This is a genomic window from Parasphingorhabdus sp., assembly GCF_039968395.1.
GTDB lineage: Bacteria > Pseudomonadota > Alphaproteobacteria > Sphingomonadales > Sphingomonadaceae > Parasphingorhabdus.
Genome location: NZ_JBDVPV010000005.1, coordinates 279,672 through 294,887 on the forward strand (window position 1 = coordinate 279,672; position 15,216 = coordinate 294,887).

The 15,216-nt window shown below is 55.1% G+C and carries 8 protein-coding genes; 5 read left to right on the forward strand and 3 right to left on the reverse strand.

The window, feature by feature from the left end; all coding sequences use genetic code 11:
* Window positions 1-104 precede the first annotated feature (104 nt).
* The 5 genes from thyA to ABJI30_RS12045 all read left to right on the forward strand — a co-directional run bounded on the left by thyA (window position 105) and on the right by ABJI30_RS12045 (window position 8,361).
* Window positions 105-1,049: a thymidylate synthase gene (gene thyA, locus ABJI30_RS12025; protein WP_348016934.1), complete on the forward strand. Its 945-nt coding sequence runs from the start codon at window positions 105-107 to the stop codon at window positions 1,047-1,049.
* 200 nt (window positions 1,050-1,249) lie between these two features.
* A complete protein-coding gene (locus ABJI30_RS12030; RefSeq protein WP_348016935.1) occupies window positions 1,250-4,564 on the forward strand; it encodes an autotransporter domain-containing protein in 3,315 nt (1,104 codons plus the stop codon).
* Window positions 4,565-4,730: 166 nt separating this feature from the next.
* Complete coding sequence (locus ABJI30_RS12035; RefSeq protein ID WP_348016936.1) at window positions 4,731-6,020, forward strand: 3-methyl-2-oxobutanoate dehydrogenase (2-methylpropanoyl-transferring) subunit alpha; 1,290 nt, start codon at window positions 4,731-4,733, stop codon at window positions 6,018-6,020.
* An 8-nt stretch (window positions 6,021-6,028) separates the two neighbouring features.
* Complete coding sequence (locus ABJI30_RS12040; protein ID WP_348016937.1) at window positions 6,029-7,042, forward strand: alpha-ketoacid dehydrogenase subunit beta; 1,014 nt, start codon at window positions 6,029-6,031, stop codon at window positions 7,040-7,042.
* Window positions 7,039-8,361, forward strand: a complete 1,323-nt coding sequence (locus ABJI30_RS12045; RefSeq protein WP_348016938.1) for a dihydrolipoamide acetyltransferase family protein — start codon at window positions 7,039-7,041, stop codon at window positions 8,359-8,361. The genes ABJI30_RS12040 and ABJI30_RS12045 overlap by 4 nt, the downstream gene beginning before the upstream one ends.
* A gap of 30 nt (window positions 8,362-8,391) precedes the next feature.
* Here the strand turns inward: ABJI30_RS12045 and ABJI30_RS12050 are convergent, their stop codons facing one another.
* The 3 genes from ABJI30_RS12050 to ABJI30_RS12060 all read right to left on the reverse strand — a co-directional run bounded on the left by ABJI30_RS12050 (window position 8,392) and on the right by ABJI30_RS12060 (window position 15,214).
* Window positions 8,392-13,491 (reverse strand): hypothetical protein, encoded by a 5,100-nt coding sequence (locus ABJI30_RS12050; protein WP_348016939.1) that lies wholly within the window; start codon window positions 13,489-13,491, stop codon window positions 8,392-8,394.
* Between the two features lie 58 nt (window positions 13,492-13,549).
* A complete protein-coding gene (locus ABJI30_RS12055; protein WP_348016940.1) occupies window positions 13,550-14,671 on the reverse strand; it encodes a hypothetical protein in 1,122 nt (373 codons plus the stop codon).
* A gap of 66 nt (window positions 14,672-14,737) precedes the next feature.
* Window positions 14,738-15,214: a hypothetical protein gene (locus tag ABJI30_RS12060; RefSeq protein WP_348016941.1), complete on the reverse strand. Its 477-nt coding sequence runs from the start codon at window positions 15,212-15,214 to the stop codon at window positions 14,738-14,740.
* Window positions 15,215-15,216 lie beyond the last annotated feature (2 nt).

Here is a 15,216-nt window from a genome sequence, read left to right on the forward strand (position 1 = left end):
AATTGGCTGGGCTTTTGCGATCAAGTGCAAGAAAATTGAATTGCCCGGTTGAGGATCAGCAGGCGGCGGTATAGCGTTGCCCGAATTGAACCGGAGACTGCATTTTGATTCCCCAACCGCATTATGAGCAGCAATATCTCGATTTGATGCGTCATATCTGGACGCATGGAGACGAACGGGTTGATCGAACCGGTGTCGGTACGCGGGCCGTGTTCGGGGCGACGATGCGCTTTGATCTGGCGAACAATGCGATTCCTCTGCTGACGACCAAGCGCGTGTACTGGAAAACCGCGACACGGGAAATGCTGTGGTTTTTGACCGGCGATACCAATATTCGCGAATTGGTGAAGCAGAAGGTCCATATCTGGACCGACTGGCCGCTCGACAAATATCGCCGGGAAACCGGAGAGGACATCGACCGGGATGTTTTTGAGCAACGGATTATCGACGATGAAGTCTTCGCCCGGAAATGGGGTGATCTCGGGCCGGTCTATGGAAAACAATGGGTGGACTGGCCGCGTTATACTCCCGTCGACAATGGCACGGGTGAGGGGCTCTATCGTCGGGAAGAGCAGGGGATTAATCAGATCAAGCTGCTGATCGACGGCTTGAAAAACAACCCCGGATCCCGGCGTCATATTTTCACGGGCTGGAACGTTGCCGAACTGGATCAGATGGCGTTGCCGCCCTGTCACAAGACGTATCAGTTTTACGTTTCGAACGGCAAGCTTTCGGGATGTCTCTATCAGCGCAGTTGTGATCTGGGTCTGGGCTTTGCGTTCAATGTCTATTCGGCTGCGCTGTTGATCCGCATGATTGCGCAACAATGCGATCTTGAACCGGGCGAACTGGTCTGGAATGGCGGGGATGTTCATCTGTATTTAAATCATGAGGAACTTGTTGAAGCACAGCTGGAACGGACACCGTCAGGTGCACCGACATTGAATATCAATCGCAAGCCGGATTCGGTTTTTGGCTACGATATCAGTGATTTCGAAGTGCGCGACTATGCTCCGCAATCCCATATTTCTGCGCCTGTGGCCGTGTAAGCAAAACCCAAAAGCACCTGTTTTTGTGCTTTACAAAATGTCGGGTTTTGGACGTAAATACCCATTGTGGAGCAATTTTCTGTCGCGAGTGGATGTAAATTTGCGTTGAAAAGTGGTATCTGGAGTAACCAGAGCGAGTCGCTCTAATTCTTAGTAGCAGTAAATGTGGGGCAACCAATCCAACCTCCGGGAGGGGTCTGATGTCGTTCACCCATATCAATCGTTTTCTGTTTCTCACTGTTTCATCCACCGCATGCGTTGCCGCGCTCGCTGCGCCGGCTTGGGCGCAAGCCATGCCGGACATTTCCGATCAACCAGCTGCCACGACAGTCACCGCCGGGCCGCCGCGTCAGGCCTCAGCACCCATCATGGTGGAAGACATTTCGCAGATTGTCGTTCGGGACGATCTGTCGCCGGATGAATCCCCGCCTACTGGCGTTCTGGATGATGCCGTCGATATTACCGGAGTGGGTCAAATGGCTACACGGCCGGACCAGGACAGTTTCGGTCTGGGTCTGTGCACGGGCAGTCTGATCAATCCGCGGACGGTCATTTTTGCAGCGCATTGCGTAAATGGCCAGGCTGCCGAAAGTTACGGGTTTGACGCAGGCGGAACGGCCATCAGCTTTGGTTTCGGCACTGACAATCGGCCCGGTGTACGACGCTGGGTCGGCCTGGACGGCGGGACAGCCAATGCGACCGATGAAGCCTTTGCAATCTATAATGTCGAACAGGTCTGGTATGACGCGCGTTCGATACCAAATGGTTTTCTGGAAGCTGATGTGGCGCTGGCTACCCTCGACACACATGCTGGCGGAATCCCAACCTGGACATTGCTGTTTACGCCGTTGTCTGGCGAAACGCATGGCGTTGTGAATGGCTATGGTTCGCGCGGTATTGGCTCGGAAGGGCCGATCGGGATAGATTTCCGCCGACGCGTTGCCGAAAACATGATTTCCTCGCTCAGTTCGCTCAACGACCGGAACAACTTTCTGTTCGGCCCGGATGACTATGGCTTGCCGCAAACTCTGTACAATCTGGATTTTGACAGTCCGGCAGGCGAGGCGGTGTTCGATTCTGACAATGGCTTGTTTGATTTTGACCTGTTTGACGGTGCTGCTCTTCCGCGTGAAGGAAGCACGGCCGGCGGAGATTCAGGCGGGCCGTTGATTGCCGACGAGGCGTTTGACACGCCGGTCGTGGTCGGAGTGCTGTCCGGGGGATCACGATTTTTTGGCAATGATCCTGATGATCCGATTACCTTTCAGCCGTTTTCTTCCTATGGAACCCAGAGCTTTTATCAGCCGCTGTTTCTGTATTGGGAACAGATCGTCGCGAACAACAGCTACGTCTATAGTTCGGCCAAGGCGGGTATTCGCAATTGGGAGAATCCGAACCACTGGGAACAGGACATGGACCCGGCCTATGCGATTGAAGTGGACGGTGAACTGGTCAACGCACTGCCCGGTTTCGCGGAGCCGGGACTAACGGGTGACACGCCGAAATTCGGCAATGTCTGTTTCCTCGACGATTGTCTGGATCTGTCCGGCGCCAGTGTGGCGCTGCCCGAAGGGGACCCGAACAGCGTCTTCGTGCCAGGTGGTCCGGGCAGCACCAATTTCGTACCGAACAATGTTATCGCTGATCCATCTGCCGGAATTCGTGCACGCTATTTTGAAGTGACCCTCGATGCCATCGGACAGACCCGGCTAAACAGTGATGTGACGATAGACAGGTTGAATGTCGAAGGCCTGGCGAGCCTTAAAGTCCGTGCCGGCGGTGCGCTGAATGTCTGGGGAGACTATACCCAGACAGGCGGCTGGGTGGATGTTGATGGTTCCCTGACCACCGGCGAGGCGTTTTTGGGCGCCGGACTTTTGTCGGGATCAGGCCTTTTCGATCCCACTTTCCTGACATCGGTGCAAGGTGCCATTGCGCCGGGCGGCCTGTTCGGTGAGGTTGGAACGCTGACAGTTGCTGGCGATGTGATACTGGCCTCCGGATCCATCACCTATTTCGATGTCGGACGTCGGGGCGGTGATCTGCTCTCTGTGATCGCGGATGATGACAATTCCGGCATTATCTCGCTGGGCGGAACGGCAGCTGTGATCAACAAATTCGGTCGAAGAGGGGCCAGATTTGGACAGACATTCGAGATTGTCACGGCCGAGGGTGGTGTCGAAAACGTCTTTGACGATGTCGTTGGCCGCATTGGTGTGCTTTATCCGGAGCTGGAATATGACCCCAATGTAGTTGTGGCACGGATGCGGGCGATACGCTTTTCCGATTTCTTCAGCCGGAACGGTGTGACCAACCCGTTCTCGCTCGCGTTCGGAAGCGCACTGGATGCCGCACGGATCAGTTCCTACACCGATCTTGCCAATGTTTATGGTCTGATCGACGTCATGGAGGCGAGTGAACTAGATGCCACATTCCAGGGCCTGTCCGCCGCACGGGCCGGTCGGACGACGACGCTCGACGAACGCCAGAATTCGGCCATGCGAACGCTGATCGCCGATCGCCTGTCGTTTATGGGGACGCGTCAGGGTGGTGCCGGAAAAATCAGGATCATTGGTTCTGCCAGAACTATTGGGGGAGGCAGGGGACTGACGGAAACTGCAGCCTCGCAGATCAGTTTTGCAGCGAATTACAGATCATCAGACTGGAGTGCCGTGCAGTTGCCGGAATATATGTCCGGTTTCATGTCCTCGGGATATGACAGATCTTCACTGGCCTTTTCCGATCCTGGGAGCGGAGCGGATCAGGGAAGCTGGCATATGGCGATGGGATTGGAATTCGCGCTTGATGACCGGGCGACGTTGGGAACGGCCTTTGGCTATGCCAACGGAATCCAGGAGATCAGCGGCACCCGGGCCAGTGTCGAAACCAATCAGGCATCGGTTTATGGCAACTATCGGCTTGGCGGTAACTTCTATGTCGGCGGACAGGCGAACATGGCCCATTCCCGGATCAATTCCGAGAGTCGTGTGACGGATATTGTTTCAGTTAGCAATCTCGATACCAGCTCTCTGGGGTTTTCGGGTGAGATTGAGGCAGGATATAATGTCGATGTGGACGGTCTGCTGCTGACTCCTCGTGCCAGTATCGGTTACTCTTCATACCGGGTGAACGGATTCCGAAGCACGGGCGGAAATCTTGCAATGGTGGTTGACGAGATCAGGCGGGCGGGCGTTGATGCGCGGATAGGCCTGAAGCTGTCAGGGGCCAGTCCGGTGCGCTTTGCTTCCGTCTGGTCGTTCCGACCGGAAATGAAGCTCGATTATGTCAGTCGCCTGTCGGGCAATGATACCAACTTTCTGGTTCGGTTTCTGGATGCGGCAGACCTGCCCTTTGCGCTGCCCATCGGATTGCAGGATTCGTCTTATGGAGAAATGAAAGGCGGATTCAGTTTTACCAACGGCAAACTCAGTTTCGGGGCGGTGGTCGAAACCCGTCTGGGCGCACAGCTGTATCGCGATGATCGAGCTGTTGTGAACATGTCCGTGCTGTTTTGAGATATCGCAGGGAATAGAAGTAAAAAGGGGAGCGTGGTATCGCTCCCTTTTTTACATGTCGATTTTTAGGACAGCTATATTGACCTTTCATTCGTTCTAGAATAATATTATAACGCATTGAAATAATAATTGCCGTGGTGAAGAGCGGTCCAACGGGAGAAGTCAGATGGCTGACGGAAAATCGAAGAGCAATTTGCCGCCATTGTCCCTGCACGTTCCCGAACCGAAATTCCGCCCCGGCGATGAGGTGGATTACAGCGATATTGAAATACAGAAAGCCGGCGAGCAGGCGCGACCGGACATTTCTGCCAAACCCGCCGAGATGCATGATCTGGCCTATGATCTGATCCGTGTGCTGGATGATGATCACAAGGCAGTCGGCCCGTGGAACCCGAATCTGGACGATGACACGTTGCTTCGCATGTTGAAAACCATGGCGCAGGTCCGCGCTTTTGATGATCGTCTTCATCGGCAGCAACGTCAGGGTAAAACCAGCTTTTACATGAAGTCGACCGGCGAAGAAGCGACATCGGTTGCTGCCGCCATGGCTCTCGACAAGGAAGACATGTGTTTCCCCAGCTATCGCCAGCAGGGCATATTATTTGCCCGCGGCTATCCTATGGTGGAGATGGTCAACCAGATATTCTCCAATCGCGAGGACAAGCTGAAGGGACGTCAGCTGCCAATCATGTACAGCTCACGGGAACTGAACTTCTTCACGGTATCCGGCAATCTGACAACACAATATCCGCAGGCGGTGGGTTGGGCCATGGCTAGTGCTTCCAAAGGTGACAGCCGGATTGCAGCGGTCTGGTGCGGTGAAGGATCCACCGCAGAAGGTGACTTTCACGCAGCAATGACATTTGCGACCGTCTATAATGCGCCGGTGATCATGAATATTGTCAACAATCAGTGGGCAATCTCTTCTTTTTCCGGTTTCGCCGGTGCCGAACGGACGACTTTTGCGGCGCGCGGAGTAGGATATGGCATTGCTTCGCTACGCGTGGATGGCAATGATCCGCTGGCCGTTTATGCCGCGACCCAGTGGGCGGCGGAACGAGCGCGGACCAATCAGGGCCCGACCGTGATCGAACATTTCACCTATCGTGCTGACGCGCATAGTACGTCGGATGATCCGACCGCCTATCGCAGTGCGCAGGAACGCGAGGAATGGCCATTGGGCGACCCTATCATGCGGTTGAAGCGCCATCTCATTCAGCGCGGTGTCTGGAGCATCGAGCAACAGGAAGAGATGGATCAGCAATGTCTGGAAGCGGTAAAAGTTGCGGTCAAGGAAGCCGCCAAAAATGGCATATTGGGCCACGGGCTGCATCAGCCTTTTGAAACGATGTTCCAGGATGTGTTTGAAGAAATGCCCTGGCATCTCAGAGAACAGGCGGATCAGGCCAATAAAGAGCGGGAAATCAAATGGCCCGATGCGGAGGCACCCAAATAGTGACTGTCATGAACATGATAGAGGCGATTAACTCCGGCCTCGACAATATGATGGAACGCGACGAAAATGTCGTGATCATGGGCGAAGATGTCGGGTTTTTCGGCGGCGTTTTTCGTGCGACTGCGGGATTGCAGGAAAAATATGGCAAGACGCGGTGTTTTGATTCGCCTATCAGCGAATGCGGGATTATTGGCGCAGCGGTCGGCATGGGGGCATATGGCTTGCGTCCGGTCCCCGAAATACAGTTTGCTGACTATATTTATCCCGGCATGGACCAGCTGATCTCGGAAGCAGCGCGTTTGCGTTATCGGTCGGCGGGCGAATTTATCGCCCCGCTGACTGTGCGCTCTCCTTTTGGTGGCGGCATTTTTGGTGGCCAGACCCACAGTCAGTCGCCGGAAGCCATGTTTACGCATGTCTCCGGTCTGAAAACGGTTATCCCTTCGACGCCTTACGATGCCAAAGGCCTGCTCATTGCGTCGATTGAAGATAATGACCCTGTCCTGTTTTTTGAACCCAAGCGTATCTATAACGGGCCGTTCACGGGCTATTATGACAAACCGGTGGAGCCCTGGTCCAAATTTGAAGAGGCCGAGGTGCCGGACGGCCATTATCGGGTCGAGCTGGGCAAGGCGAATATTGTCCGTGCGGGAACAGAAGTCACGGTGCTGGCTTATGGTACAATGGTGCACGTTGCGAAGGCGGTTGTTGAAGAACATGATATCGATGCCGAAGTGATCGATTTGCGCACATTGGTGCCGCTGGATATTGAAACGATCGAGGCTTCGGTCCAAAAAACCGGCCGATGCCTGATCGTCCACGAGGCAACACGGACCAGTGGATTTGGTGCCGAGCTCTCGGCACTGGTACAGGAACGTTGCTTCTATCATCTCGAAGCACCAATCGAGCGCGTCACCGGATTTGACACGCCTTATCCACATAGTCTCGAATGGGCGTATTTCCCGGGACCGGTCCGGATTGGGGAAGCGCTGGAGAAAATTGTCGGGGAACTGAAATCATGAGCACCTACACTTTCAACCTGCCTGACATAGGCGAGGGCATTGCCGAAGCAGAGATTGTCGCGTGGCACGTCAAGATCGGCGATATGGTCGAAGAAGATGATCAGCTGGCAGACGTCATGACCGACAAGGCAACGGTCGAAATGGAAGCCCCTGTATCCGGAAAAGTTACAGCCGTGGCAGGTGAAGCAGGCGACATTATTGCGATTGGTTCGATGCTCGTCGAAATCGAAGTCGAAGGCGACGTGGATCTGGAAGAAATTGCCACAAAAGTTGAAGAACAAGGCGAATCCGAACCTGAGTCTGCTGCCATGGCGTCAGTAGAGGGCGTTGAAAAAGAAGCGAAAAACCTCGAAACATCCAAATCTTCATCAGTTAAGACAAAGTCTGAGGAGAAGGTTGTAAATGTACAGCCCACTGATCCGATAACGGACGGTATCGCGTCTACTTCCAAACCTTCAGCCAAGGTCCTGGCAACGCCAGCGGTGCGTAAACGGGCGGCTGATCTCGGTGTAGATCTGACACAGGTGAAAGCGCAGGGTGAGCACATCCGTCACAGCGATCTGGATAGCTATCTGAGCTATGGTGCGGGGCAGGGCTATCAACCCGCCGGTGCGTCACGAAAGCGCGATGACGAAACGATCAAGGTCATCGGGATGCGCCGCAAGATTGCGCAAAACATGGCGGAATCGAAACGCAATATCCCGCATTTTTCCTATGTGGATGAATTTGACATGACGGCGCTGGAGGACATGCGCGCGGATCTAAACACCAATCGCGGCGATCGGCCAAAGCTGACCATGTTGCCGCTGATGATCGTGGCGATATGCAAGGCATTGCCTGAATTTCCGATGCTGAACGCGATATATGACGATGAGGCGGGTCTGGTGACCCGTCATGGCGCGGTGCATCTGGGAATGGCCACACAGACGGCTCAGGGGCTTATGGTGCCCGTGATCCGCAATGCCCAGGACAAGAATATCTGGCAATTGGCGACAGAAATTGGCCGGTTGGCCGCTGCCGCACGCGATGGGACAGCGAAAGCTGATGAATTGTCCGGTTCCACGCTGACATTGACGTCTCTGGGACCTTTGGGCGGTATTGCAACGACGCCCGTGATCAATCGCCCTGAAGTGGCTATTATCGGTCCCAACAAGATCGTCGAACGCCCCATGATCATTGACGGCGAGATTCAGGCGCGCAAGCTTATGAATCTGTCGATCTCGTGTGATCACAGGGTCGTGGACGGCTATGATGCCGCCAGTTATGTGCAAGCGCTCAAGCATTTGCTCGAGACGCCCGTTTTGCTCTTCGCCGACTGAAAGTCAGCGAAGATTTGACCGAATATCCTGCTACAGCCCCAAACTGCTGAAGGTTTCCTGGTCGAATTTCAGGCGGAAGGTGATGAACGGACCATTTCTGGTGTAGCGACTTTCTTCAAAGTCCCGATCTTCAAATCCCACCACATTATAGCCAAGCGAGATATAGCCATTTTTAAATGGTGTAATCCCGACACTTGGTCCCCCGCTATAGGCAACACTGTCAAAGTTGTTGCCAATACGCGCGGTCGCCTGGGCGCCGATATCAATGGTATCGGATAGATCGAACTTGACGTCCGCCCCGATCACATTGCTCCAGCCTTTGACATCGTCTTCACCGAAACGATCGAAAACATAGCGGCTTCCCCAAAAGAAACTATATTCCCCCGCCTCGGTAAAAATTCCGTCATCTTCGTCAATCGGCGTGTAATTGACGCTTAAACTGTTGATAATTCTGCGCGATGTCACGTCGCCGTTGACGAGCAGAGGTGCGCCGCCAATCGGTCCGGACTGGCCGGCTGTCGCACCGCGAACCTTGTCTTCGCGGAATTCCAGCTTTTCAAGCCAGGACCACTGACTGTCCGCCGGGCGATGCGCCCAGCTGGCTTCTGCTTCGATCACTTGCGTGCTCGTGCCATTATTGTCGCTGGCATGGAAAATACTGCCGACGGCACCAAGCGCGCTGCCTTCGCCAATCTGCTTGAGAGCAGCTGTCGTGAATCCATAGCGTTCGGTTGTATCTCCATCCCGATATTCTGCGCGACTGACCCAGCTCCAGTCGTCCGACCGGAACGTAGTGCCAGCCGTAACCGCTACGAAATCTTCGGTGAGCGAGCCATCGCTGCCCAGAAAGCCGCCCGATGCCACGGGTTGTGCTGGGTTGATCACGTCGCTGCGATCAAATCCGCCAATTGTCTCATTACCATCCAGCGAGAAGTCGACGGTCCATTTTTCGTCCAGAGGAATGCTCTGGGTCAATCCATAAGCCGCAAAAGTCCTCGGCCCGAATTCGGTGATCTCCTGCTGATTGGCACTCGCTACAACGCGGGCTCCATCCCAGGGAGAGACATCCACGCCAATTCTGGCTGTTCGGGCATCGATATTCTCGCCATCAGCGATTTCATATGTGCCGACCAGCTTGATATTGTCGGTAATTGCGTAACGCGCCGTAAAGCTGTGCCGGGCCGGGAAATCGACGCTTTCGTCTTGTCCGCCGAGCGCAAACTCTGTCTGCGCATCGAGTTCAAGCTTGCCATCCATCAACTTTTGGGTGGCTCCGAGCCGTGCCAGTGTCGAGCGATTGACAGAGCCATCGGCCAACCGGTCTTCCGCGTGGGTCAAACCTGCCCGGAATGCAGTTTTGTTGCTGCGATACTCGACCTCGGCCGTACCGGCGCGTCTCCGTGCCCCGCTGGTCAGGAAGTTTTCCTGGTAGCCGGTTGTGGCAACTGAAAGATCATCAGTGATCCGCACGCGCGTGTCGATTCCGAATTTGCGGGTCCCGCTCTCAGCTGAATTCAGCTGTCCGAGGCCAAATCCGTTGGATTGACGCCGGACATAAGCCAGAACGTCAAAATTGGACCCGTGATGTTCCGCTTCAACCAGCCAAGCCATGGCGGAATCGCCGGCACTGGGCGTGCCGTCGAGTGCGCCGAGTGTTTTCGCCTGATTGTCGGTCGCTGCCAATTCTGCGCGGAATTCCGTTTTCAGGTTTGGTCGATAGCGCGCATCAATACCCAACAGGTCGGTTTTAACCGATTCATTCTCGTCATGCACAAAGGTTGCGCCCAGTTTGAATTTCTTGTCTTCGCTCTGATAGGTTGCGCGGCCGCCGGCGTTCAGATCCCGGCCACCCACGCCCAGAACTTCATATTCGGCTATGATGAATTGCGGATCAAAGCCACTGCCGCGACTGAGAATAGGCTGGCTGAAACGCAGGGTTCCGGCCAGATAATCGATATCATAGTCTATATGGCGCGTCAGTTCACGGCGTTCGATAATCCGGTCCGAACGCAAGCGATCCCGGGTTTCCAGGGTAATCCGCTCGCTGTTCGACAATATGTCGCGGCTTGCCAGCGCATAAGGACCCGACAGGCCGTTACCCTGGATCTCTTCGCGCCGGAAGCGGTTGGCAGCATCTGCACCAAAGGCGAGGGCGCTGATCTGCTCATTGCGATATTCCGCCTTGATGCCGTTGAATGTCCGCTGATAGCGTGCCAGTTCGGGCTCATTGATACCGGTTTCATAGTCACCGAACAGCGCATAAAACTGCGGACGCTCGAGTTTCAGATATAAACGGCGAACCGACGCCGCATCGTAGCGCTGTTCCGCGCGATCCGCATAAACTGTGTAATATTGGCGGGGATCGATGATGCCGGTGAAATCGGTTTCATCCTCTTCCTTGTCGGTATCATAGGCGAGTGTCATCAGCCATTTGCCGGTCACACGTCCCTTGGCATATAGCGCAACACGGCCGTCGACGTTGATATTGTCATCGTCATCGACCAGGTCTTCCAGACGCTCGTCGAGAGTGTTGAAACCCACGGTTCCTGCGGCAAAGCCGACGACCGTCCATGGCCGATCACCGGGATCGAGCCAGGTTTCAATACGCTGTTCGCGCGTCACTTCGCCATCCCTGAGCGGAAATGTGATGCTGAGAGATCCGGAGGCCGTGGTTGGCGCCAGTTCGATATATGCAATGCCTTCATCGCCCTCGACGCGCCATACCGGGCGACCACGCTCGAGGCCTGACAACTGGTTGGCTTGCTGTGCATCGACTTCAATAGCCGGCAAATAGGGCGAAGGAACGCTGAAATCGCCTACTGCACCGTGATGTGCCGGACGACCGTCGCGATCTGTCATGCGGACCGCGATAACCGGCCGTGTCACGCCATCAGCGACGAGCACGGACTTGTCTTTCAGCAGCTCTGCGTTGAGCGGGCTGGCCGAATAATGGACTTCGCGGCGCAATTCCTTGATGAACTTGCCGGATTTGTCCGAAACCCGCGCAACAAGCGTGTTTTTCCGCATGCCGATATCCAGCCCGCGCCAGACGCTGACTTGAATTTTGCCATCCGCGCTCTTGTCCTTGCCATCAAAATTCAGCGGATTGACCGCTTCTCCGTTGACGGTCAGCTCGACACTCTGGTCGGGACCGTGTTTCACGGCCACACGCAGCGATCTGACGCGCGGATTATAGTTTTCAGCCGGGAATACCCAGTCAATACCTGCAGACTGGCCTGCAAGCCACTCGGTTTCGGCTCCTGCGGCCTGTGGGTCAGTCAGAATCTTGGGTTTTTGATAGACCATCTTCTTGTGTTCTTCGCGCGCTTCGACCTTGTGAGCACGGAAATCGGCACGTTTCAGCGCTCCGCCGCGGCCTTCGACAAAGCGGGAAATCTCGCTGCCGGCAGAACGGGTGTTCCGGGCGCAATCAATCGGTGCCATATCGGCAGGGAATGTCGAAGGATCAACCTGGACCACGTGCAATCCAGGACGAATGCCCTCAAAATGATAGCGCCCATCGGGATCGGTAACCGTGTAGGTCCCATCCTGCAGCATTACGCGAATTCCACCTATTCCTGCGGCTTTGCGAGGGTCAACTTCGCATCCGCCGTCGGTAATCCGGCCGATTATCGTGAAGCGTTCCGAGATTCCGTCTCGTTCGATACGCACGGCAGCATCGGTAACCGGACTGACAGCGCCGCGATTATCGCGCGCCTGAGCGGTATTTATGGCATCTCCGGGCTGCGCATCCTGGCGGACTTCTGCCAGATATGTCAGAAGTCCGCTGCTGGCAGGGGCCAGCGCGGGCACGGCGACTGAAAAGTCTTGTCCATTGGCTTGCACGACGGGCGTCACAAGCGCGCCATTGTAGCGCATCGTGTCTACCTGCAAGCGCATCGCGCGGGGTAACTGGTCTTCGATCGTGATTGTGCCGGTGTTACGCGCCGGATCCGTATTCTGCACGGTAATGCGATATTGCACCGCATCGCCCGGGACCGATACAGCGCTTGATGCGTTCTTGGTGATCAGTAACGGCACACCCGGTCGATCCAGCGGGACGTCCACACGCACAGGAGCCGGGTCATCAAGCGTGATAATCCCGCCATAGGATCCGTCTACGATGGTGAACGGTTCTCCGTCGGTCCTTCTGAATGCCTCCAGCTGCGCCGGAGTGGCCGCAGACGGCGCCGTATAAGGCGCTGGAGGCTCGATGATCAGACGATATTGTCCGGGACGTGCAAACGGAAAGCGATAGAAGCCTTCCGAGAAATCGTACACGTTTCCGCCACTATCCGTGACGGTTCCGCCGGATATGACCGTGCTGGGGAACACAGACACTCCGTCATCACCGAACACGTCGGCAGGCAATCCCGTGGATATGTCGATCAGTGTGACACGGGTACCGGAAACGGGCGCACCGTCTCCGCTGTCAAAGGTTTCACCAAAGGGATCGATGAGAATCCCCAGTTCTACCGTACCGAGCGGGTTGCCGCCGATCTCGTCAATCCCGACATTCAGCGTATCCCCCGGGCGCACCGACAGGATACAATCACCCTGTACAGGCGCAGGCGGGATCGCTGCGGTATTGATCATGCCGACGAAACGCGCGCTATTGACCTCGGTTTCAACGATATTGATGGTCTCACTGTCACCGGCAGGCGTGGTGAGCAAAATATCGAAATTATCGATAGCGGCGGAGCTCAGATTTTCGTTTGGGGCAAAAATCGAGATAATAAGGGGCTCTCCGGCCCGAATGCTTGAGGTTGGAGCCAGCGAAGCCGGGTCGGTGCTTGTACCGGCAAATACGCCTGCGAGCTCAACGGGGACGCTGCCACCGGAGCCTCGACAGATTGTACCTGGCAGACGGAGCTGTTCGGCGCCTGGCGGATCATCAAAATGGTAAATGGTAATCTCGGGCGGTACGACAGGGGGCGGCAAGACCTGAATATCCACGCGATTTGAGGGTGTTTGCAGACGCTGGCTGCCGACATCCCATTCCGCCTGAGCGATGTTGCTGATGACGGGCAAAGCGCCGGTTTGCGCGGAAACCATAGAGGCAGGAGCGAAAAGTGCCCCTGCAGCAAGTGTCAGACTGACTGACTTAAGGAATTTGGTTAACCGCTTCATCGAAAAAGGGGGTGCGGCGGCTGTCCGGTCGCCCGGACAGCCGCCGCAATCCTCTATTCTAGTCTACAGTTACGCGGAAAAGCAGTGTTTCGGTGCTGCTGGCAGCAACATCACCAAGGCTACCACTTATGGTTCCGCCGGATTCACCGAGACCGGATGCATCAGCATTCGTTCCCGTTCCATCACAGGCTGTAGCCGATACAACGCCATTTGCTGTCGGGATCGTTGCCGGTCCTGAAGGAATGGTTGTGCTGTAAAAGGTTACATCCAGAGCAGAAATATCATCCGTAATTCCGACATTGGTAGCAGCAGTTGTCGTAGAGCTGTTGGTCACAGCGATACAATATTCAACCACGGCGCCAGGAATGGATTTCGGATTGGTGCTTCCGTTAATGGGGTCCCAGAGGACTGTGCTGGTTTTCGCAACAGCAATACTCGCGGAATCAATCACGAAGTTATCAGTCGCAGAACCACTGATGTTGACAAACACGTTGTCGATATTTGCAACGTTCACGGTACCGTCTTCAGTGTTCGCGCTGCCGCTGTCGTCGGAATATGCACCGCCGATGGCGCCACCGGTTGTACCGTTGTTACCCTGACGAATGGCGGCTGTCAGCGTGATACCGGCTGCATCGCCGTTGACGGGTGTCGTTGGAATATCACCTACGATAAAGACCGCAACGGAAGCGTCTTCGCCGAGCTCATCGATGAAGGTCGCCGTATCAACACCGGCGTCATAAGTGCCGTTGCCATTGCTATCCACAAAGATCTGCAACGAAGATACATCAAAGTCATCTGTTCCGCTGAATGGCGTTGCTGCACCGGTTGTCAGCTGCGTAGCGGACAAGGCAAAGTCAACTTCATCATTGGAATCGTTGGTGACGGTGAATGTCAGATAAGCCGGGGGGTTGCCCGCGGTATCTGCTGCGGTCTGACCCGGGAAGACGTCGCGTGCGGCACCATCGGCCTCAACGATTGTCATGTCGAGCTTACGGTCAACCGTAAATGTGTCTGAATCGGTTTCAGCCGTCTGGCTGACGCCACCGACCTGGTAAGCAACGCTTACATTATTCGTAATCGTGTCACCGGCACTGGTCCCTGCTGCAAAAGCCGGGTTTGCACCCAGCATAACTGCAGAAACTGTACCTGTGGCGACGAGAAGTTTCAGTTTACTGGTCATAACTGTTCTCCTGTTTCCTCAAAAATTGAACTGCCAATACCCGCGGCAGTTCGTTACGGTTTGTGGTCACTTTACAGTGCCACGGAAAACCAACTTCCCTTCAGATCCCACCGAAAGTGATTGATTAAATTTCCATTTTACATGGGTGACGTCACTCATGAGGGCTGGCCGAATTTCGCCATTCTCACGGGTGTATTTCAGGGCCGATAGCGGGCCCCAGTTTCTGCCTCCGTCAACGGAGACAATTTCGGTGCCATCGGACGTTCCATTAAACGCCACCGCTTTGGGGAGCGGATTGGTGACAGAGAAATCGGTGGCCGGCGTAGTGCCGACATTCTTGTATTTGACGACGAATACCAACTTGTCGCCCGGGACGACTGTGGTTGGCTGCTCAAGCACGACGGCGGTCTTGCCATCAGCTTTTTCAACGCTGCGTTCAACAAACACATCGCTGGACAATGCAACGTTATTTGCAGCGATCGCCATCGCTGGCATGGCCAGCGCAATACAAAAGGAAATATGCTTCAAGATATTGAATTTCATGA